Genomic DNA, 7,276 nt, shown 5'->3' with positions numbered 1-7,276 from the left:
CGTCATTCAACATAATGTGGCATTACGCGAAAGCCGCTGAACGCGGCCAACGCGCAACACACATTATGTCGGCGCCGTCTAGCGCAAGGGCGCGCTGCGGGCTGCTTCAACAACGTTGTGCGGCTGGCCGCCGGGGTTCGGCTCCTGGGCGCGGTGTGGCGCACAGGGCTTCGCCCTCTGCTATCGGCAGCGGCACACGCTCTTCAGCGCCAACGGTGTGGCCGCCTTCCCTGGCGGCGGAAGCTCCGGCGTCAATCCTCGGCCAACATCAACCCCAAGGCAGAAGCCGCTCCTTCGTCACGGCGCTGAAGGGCTTCACCTCGCCCCCGCCCCAACCCCGCTGCACTGGCTGCGCCCGGCTCGCAGTCGCAGGCTCCTTGCTCGTTCCCGTGCTCGCCATCTCCGCCCCGTGCGGCCCCCGCCGGGGGCCTCCCCGCTTAACGTTTTGTCTTGCGGGCCTCGCCAGCCCGCACCCGGCAGACGCTTCACCGTCCCACAGGCAAGCTGCGGAACGGCTCGCGCCGCGATAAAACCCGGTTCATTAACACAACGACTAATGGCAGCGGCTGACGCCGCTGCTATGATGTGGCGGTGCAAGCAAGGAAAGCTACGGCGTGGCGGTAGCGTGTCCGGGGCTAAAAGTGCGCGTCGGGGTGTTGGGGTTAAGGCGGTGTTAAACTGGCGAAAAACGTGACTTAAAAAGCACGTTGCATCAATAGGTTAAGTGCGCTAAAAAGTACGACCGTGTCAGGATCGTCCCTATGACCCGATAGGGCTGGGTGGGGGGATAAGGCCTCAGGGTTATGTTCATAATCCGCTGGAGTGGGTTGACCCGTTGGGGTTGACGCCGAAAGAAGGCGGGAAAGATAAAACTGACGAGTCTTATAAAAATAGATCCTTACCCAGAGACAAACATGGGAATCCTGTCCCTGATGTTGATGCTCCTCATACTCAGTTGGGAATGAAGAAGGGTAGGAAAGGTGATTATCTTCAAGGTAGGGAATGGGGATACGATGACAATGGAAAACTTGTACCTAAGAGAGATATAGATTTTACAGATCATGGTCGCCCAGGTAATCACCCTAATCCTCACCAGCATGATTTTATCCCTAACCCGACTGGAGGAACACTTCAACATGGGCCAGCTAAGCCACTGGAGTATCCATGATGAGAGTTGAAATGGGTAAAATGTTTTCTCACGAAAATATTAAGTTGCAGCTAAATGATCTAATAAAAAAAATCCCTGATAACAATTGGAATTGGTATCTGTATGAAATCGATGCGATAGGTTGTGCATTGTATGGCTTGTCTATGCCTGACTTTGAAGAGTTGGTTTTATCGAAAGAATACGGACTAGAAATGACGTGGGATGAAGTGAAACTATTAGCTAATCATCTAGATGATATAAAGACATTTTTTATAGTGGCTAGTCCTGATCTATTATCATATGAGGATGTTGATGTTGATAATTTAACTAATTGTTTTGCGATAATTAATGTCTTCGATAGTTCATCTTGGGGAGTTAAAATAAAATAAATAAAAGCCGGAGGCGATCTCACGATCCTTCCGGCTTTTTTAATTTTATGGTCTGAACAATCGCTAAAAATTAATCTGCGTCTCAATAATAATTCTGCCCCTTTCCACCGTCACAATCATCCTGGTGATAAAACCCGACTCTTCGAGCCAGCGGCCTTTCAGGTTGATGGCGGAGGGCGGGGTGGGCTTACCGTGTACTATCAAAGAAATGATTTAACAGATGGCCAGCGATTGGCATATTGGCTGAAAGAACTATTGTGCTGGTTTTGCCGCATCCGTGCAGCGTATCCTGACGCTCTTTGAAATACTTTAATTTTCCGTTATTTCAATGCGTTCTGGAATATCCCTTCTTTAACTTCCTGTGGCGTGACCACGCCCGTGTCGAGCACCCAGCCGCTGATTAAGGCGGCGGGGGTGACGTCAAACGCCGGATTGTAGACGGTGGCGTTCTGCGGTGCCCACTGACAGTGGCCGAAGCTGCCGGAAACGCCAGTCACTTCGGCGGCGGCGCGTTGTTCGATAGGGATTGACCGTCCATCCGGGCACGCAGGATCGTGCGTGGTGTGTGGTGCGGCGACGTAAAATGGAATCTGGTGATAGTGTGCCAGCACGGCGAGGCTGTAGGTGCCGATCTTGTTGGCGACATCGCCGTTGGCGGCAATACGATCGGCACCGACCCAGATGGCATCGACTTGACCTTGCGCCATCAGGCTGGCGGCCATCGAATCACAAATCAGTTGATAAGGAATGCCCAGTTCGCCCAGTTCCCAGGCCGTGAGGCGTCCACCTTGCAAAAGTGGGCGGGTTTCATCGACCCACACCTGCGCGACGTTTCCCTGTTGATGGGCGCGCAGGAGCACGCCGATGGCAGTACCGATCCCCGCCGTTGCCAGCCCACCGGTGTTGCAGTGAGTCAGCAAGCGGCTGTTTGGCTTCACCAGCGCTGCGCCACGATCGGCGATGCTTTCACACAGTGCGCGATCTTCTGCCACCAACCTGAGCGCTTCCTGCCCCAGCGCAGTGACAAACTGCGGCTGGGCTAGTGCCAGCTTCATGCGATCCAGGTTGTTCATCAGGTTCACGGCGGTAGGGCGCGATGCCCGCAGCGTCTCTAGTGCCTGTGCCAGTTCGGTTTGCGATAATCCTTCCTCCGCCAGCAGCGCGAGCAGCAGGCTGGCAGACAGGCCAATCAGCGGCGCGCCGCGTACCCGTAGCGTCTGGATATGCTCAACCAGTGAGGCGACATCCGGGCAAGGACGCCAGCGTTTTTCTTGCGGCAGCGCCTGTTGATCGAGGATCCACAGTTGGTTATCAACGATTTTCAGGCTGGTTGTGTTAAGTGTCTGCATAGGTCGTTAAATCCATGTTGCATCGATATTCGTATTCTGCCAAGATGCCTGATAGATGTATAGACGTCTGAACGTTTTTATGTCCGTATCTTTGGTTTTAGAATAGCTTTGATTTCAGAATAGCGAGGGGTTGGAATGTCACTTTACCGCACTTTTACGGCGGATGACGCTGTTGAGTATGCCCGCCAGTATGGCGGCGTGAGTCAGCCGCAGACGCTGGTAGACGCAGAAGAGATCGGCGATGGCAATCTGAATCTGGTGTTTAAAATTAAAGATGAAACGGGCGTCAGCCGGGTGATTGTCAAACAGGCGTTGCCCTATGTGCGCTGCGTTGGGGAATCCTGGCCGTTGACGCTCGATCGCGCCCGTATCGAAGCCGAAACGCTGCTGACGCACGCGCGTTTTTGTCCACAACATACCGTGACCGTGCTGTACCACGATCCTGAACTGGCGGTGATGGTGCAGGAAGATCTCTCCGATCATCGAATCTGGCGTAGCGAGCTGGTTAAGGGAGCGGATTATCCTCTGGCGGCGGCACAACTGGGAGAATATCTGGCGCAGACGTTATTCCATACGTCTGATTTTCATCAACATCCGCATGAGAAGAAAGCGGCGGTCAGCCAGTTCACCAACCCTGAATTATGTCAGATTACCGAAGATCTTTTCTTTACCGACCCTTATGTCGATCACGAAAGAAACCAGTTTGATGCGGCGCTGACGCCGGATGTACAGGCATTACGTGACGATAAAGCCCTGAAGCTGGCGGTTGCCGGATTGAAACATCGCTTTCTGAGTAAAGCCGAGGCGCTGCTGCACGGTGATATCCACAGCGGGTCGATCTTTGTGGCAGAAGGGCGCCTGAAGGCCATTGACGCTGAATTTGGTTTCTATGGGCCGATAGGCTTTGATGTTGGTACGGCCATCGGTAACTTACTATTGAACTATTGCGGCCTGCCGGGGCTACTGGCACCGCGTGAGGCGGCGGTCGGGCGTGAGCGACGTCTGGAAGATATTCGTACGCTGTGGCAGACATTTTCCGCCCGTTTTCTGGCGTTGAGCGAAAGTGAAAGCCGCGATCCGTCACTGGCGGAATCGGGCTATGCCGCACTGTTTTTAGAGCAGGTGTGGTTGGATACCGTAGGCTATTGCGGAACCGAACTGATTCGTCGCACGATTGGGCTGGCGCATGTTACCGATCTGGAGAGCATTCAGGAAACGGAAGCACGTTTAGCGTGCCAGCGCCAGGCGATCTCACTTGGCAGAACGTTAGTGCTGGCGGCACCGCATATTGCGGATGTCGATGCGCTGCTGGCGCGTGTGCGACAAAGCGGTGCCTGATTAGCCGTACTCTGCACGTATTCGCTCCCATTGCGTACCGCATGGGAGCGGCAACAGGCTATTTCTTCCCTTTATTCATCATCGCCTGCAAATTCGCGAACGGATTATGGGTGGCAACCCCAACATCCTTCTGCGCATCTTCACCTGCAACGACGGTCGAACCGTAGATATCTGCCTCGGTATATTTTGAATGCTCATGATCGTGGCAGTAGAGGCACAGCATTTCCCAGTTACTGCCGTCTTCCGGGTTATTGCTGTGATCGTGATCGATATGGTGAACGGTTAATTCACGCAGGTTGGAATAGACGAATTCGCGTGAACAGCGACCACATACCCACGGGAAAAGTTTGAGCGCTTTTTCGCGGTAGCCACTTTCGAGTCTGGCGTAGTTCTTGGGGATGTAAGCCATGTGTCAGGTTTCATTCAGAAGGAAAGATGATGTGATTTTACAACTGATGAGTATCTAAAAGAAAGAACAGGCCGCCATATTGGCGGCCTGATTTTATTTATGCGGTTTCGGTTTTTCTTTCTGGCTGCGTGATTGGCGCAGGTTTGTTGGCGGCCAGTGCGTCGGGCGCAAAGTCATCCACGTTGATAGAACGCAATCGGCTGGCTTCGGCTTTGGTCAGGATAGTCGCTTCTTCTGCGGTAATCTGGCCCTCCACCAGCGCCTGTTCGGCCAACTGATCCAGCCGCATGAACGGTAGCGGTTTATCGCTGGCTTTCGCCAGACGTTGATAAATCGGCTCGGCGGCGATGATATCCAGAAGTGCTTCTTCCAGCAGCCCGACAGGGTTGTGTTCGCTGGCGACCAGATATTGGCCGCGCCCCAGACGGCTACGGGTTTCCGACGGCGTTTGCAGAATCTTCGCGACCTCATGGTCGAGGCGGTCAGACGGCGCAGCGCAGCGCAAACCCAGCGGGAAGATGATGAACGTCAGCAGCCCAGCTACGGCGCGATTCGGGAAGTTGCGCAGCAGATCGTCCAGCGCTTGCTCGGCCTGGTGCAGACTGTCCTGCACGCCCCAGTGCACCAGCGGTAAATCCGCTTTTTGACGCCCTTCGTCCTCGTAGCGTTTCAGCGTGGCGGAAGCCAGATAGAGCTGGCTGAGAATATCCCCGAGACGCGCCGAGATACGTTCACGACGCTTCAGGCTGCCGCCCAGCACCGCCATCGACACATCCGCCAGCAACGCCAGATTGGCGCTGAGTCGGTTGAGCTGCTGGTAATAGTGACGTGTTTTGTCGTTCACCGGGGCGCGACTCAGACGACCGTTGGTTAGCCCAAGCCAGAAGCTGCGCACCTGATTGCTGGCGACATGGCCGATGTGCCCGACCAGCGCACGGTCAAAGCGCGATACATTATTTTCCTGCGCGGCCGCCATCTCTTCCAACACATACGGGTGACAGCGAATAGCGCCTTGCCCGAATATGATCATACTGCGCGTCAGGATATTGGCCCCTTCCACAGTGATCGCGATCGGTGCGCCCTGATAGCTGCGCGCCAGAAAATTCGACGGGCCAAGGCAGATGCCTTTCCCCCCGGCGATATCCATCGCGTCCATTACGCTGCGCTGGCCGCGATGAGTACAGTGATATTTGACGATAGCGGAAAGCACCGCTGGTTTTTCGCCGAGCATGATGCCGCTGGTAACTAATGTCGCGGCGGCGTCCATGACATAAGCATTCCCCGCGATGCGTGCCAGCGGTTCCTCGATACCTTCCATCTTACCAATAGAAATTTTGAACTGGCGGCGGATGTGGGCGTAAGCACCGATGCCGAGAGCAATCGATTTCAGCCCGCCCGTAGAGTTGGACGGCAAAGTAATACCGCGCCCAACCGACAGACACTCCATCAGCATCCGCCAGCCCTGACCCGCCATTTTCGCGCCGCCGATGATGTAATCGAGCGGGACAAAAATGTTTTCCCCCTGCGTCGGGCCATTTTGGAACGGTACGTTCAGCGGGAAATGGCGGCGGCCGATTTTAACGCCATCGGTATCCGTCGGAATTAACGCACAGGTAATGCCGATGTCGTCTTCATCGCCTAACAGATGATCGGGATCGTACAGCTTAAACGCCAGTCCCAGCACGGTGGCGACTGGCGCGAGCGTGATGTAGCGTTTGTTCCAGGTCAGGCGCATCCCCAGAACTTGCTCGCCGTGCCAGTTGCCATAGCAAATAATACCGGTATCAGGAATCGACCCCGCATCGGAACCCGCTTCCGGGCTGGTCAGCGCAAAACAAGGGACTTCCTGACCGCGTGCCAGACGTGGCAGGTAGTGATCTTTTTGTGCTTCCGTGCCGTAGTGTTGCAGCAGTTCACCGGGGCCGAGCGAGTTAGGCACGCCCACGGTGATTGCGACAATACTGGAAACGCCCGCCAGCTTTTGCAGCACCTGCGCCTGCGCATAGGCAGAGAATTCCAGCCCGCCGTATTGTTTTTTGATGATCATCGCGAAGAAGCGGTGTTCTTTTAAGTATTCCCACAGTTCCGGTGGAATATCGGCGCGTTCGTGGGTGATCTCAAAATCATTTGCCATCCGGCAGGCTTCCGCGACCGGCCCGTCGATAAACGCCTGTTCTTCGGCGGTTAACTGTGGGCGTGGGTAATGATGCAGTTTTTGCCAGTCCGGCGTGCCGCGAAACAGGTCACCTTCCCACCAGGTGGTTCCGGCATCGATCGCCTCTTTTTCCGTGTTTGACATCGGCGGCATGACCTTCTGGAACATGCGCAGTGCAGACGCGGAAACCAGCCTTTGCCGCAAGGCGGGAACCGTAATTGGAATCAGCAGAATCACGAGTGGCACCATCAGCCAGACGGGCCACAGCAGCATGGCAGACATAGCGGCAAAGTAGGCCAGCAGGAGGGCGCTACCGAGCAGCAAACTGAGCCGATGGTAAAACATCGCTCCGATGATAATCAGTAGGAGAAGGATACTGACAGCAACCATAACGTGTCTCCAGCATTGTGATTGAATGAGAGGGCTTCCCCCTCCACCGCATGTTGCATAGCGTGGAAAGCGACGGCCACGTTCATCAGCGAAATAAGG

General features: G+C 54.9%; 6 protein-coding genes. 2 read left to right on the top strand and 4 right to left on the bottom strand.

The window, feature by feature from the left end; translation table 11 throughout:
• Window positions 1–1,164 precede the first annotated feature (1,164 nt).
• Window positions 1,165–1,536, top strand: coding sequence for a hypothetical protein (locus tag OI69_RS17750; RefSeq protein WP_052198398.1), 372 nt, complete (start codon window positions 1,165–1,167; stop codon window positions 1,534–1,536).
• Window positions 1,537–1,599: 63 nt separating this feature from the next.
• Here the strand turns inward: OI69_RS17750 and OI69_RS19525 are convergent, their stop codons facing one another.
• The gene (locus tag OI69_RS19525) at window positions 1,600–1,740 is read right to left on the bottom strand and encodes a SymE family type I addiction module toxin (RefSeq protein WP_235319722.1); all 141 of its coding nucleotides are present in this window, start codon (window positions 1,738–1,740) and stop codon (window positions 1,600–1,602) included.
• 116 nt (window positions 1,741–1,856) lie between these two features.
• Window positions 1,857–2,885, bottom strand: coding sequence for an S-methyl-5-thioribose-1-phosphate isomerase (mtnA, locus tag OI69_RS17745; protein ID WP_039353594.1), 1,029 nt, complete (start codon window positions 2,883–2,885; stop codon window positions 1,857–1,859).
• 135 nt (window positions 2,886–3,020) lie between these two features.
• Here mtnA and mtnK point away from each other — a divergent pair, with 135 nt between their 5' ends.
• Entirely contained in the window at window positions 3,021–4,223 is a 1,203-nt protein-coding gene (gene mtnK / locus OI69_RS17740) for an S-methyl-5-thioribose kinase (RefSeq protein WP_039353591.1), read from the top strand.
• A 58-nt stretch (window positions 4,224–4,281) separates the two neighbouring features.
• On the opposite strand, the gene yajD is transcribed toward mtnK, so the two are convergent.
• Window positions 4,282–4,632, bottom strand: coding sequence for an HNH nuclease YajD (gene yajD, locus OI69_RS17735; protein ID WP_039353588.1), 351 nt, complete (start codon window positions 4,630–4,632; stop codon window positions 4,282–4,284).
• Between the two features lie 97 nt (window positions 4,633–4,729).
• Window positions 4,730–7,177, bottom strand: coding sequence for an acyl-CoA dehydrogenase FadE (gene fadE / locus OI69_RS17730; RefSeq protein WP_039353585.1), 2,448 nt, complete (start codon window positions 7,175–7,177; stop codon window positions 4,730–4,732).
• Window positions 7,178–7,276: the final 99 nt, after the last annotated feature.

The organism is Pectobacterium fontis, from assembly GCF_000803215.1.
In the GTDB taxonomy this organism is placed as follows: domain Bacteria; phylum Pseudomonadota; class Gammaproteobacteria; order Enterobacterales; family Enterobacteriaceae; genus Pectobacterium; species Pectobacterium fontis.
The sequence above is the reverse complement of the archived record's forward strand: the minus strand, read 5'-3'. Positions and strand labels throughout refer to the sequence as shown.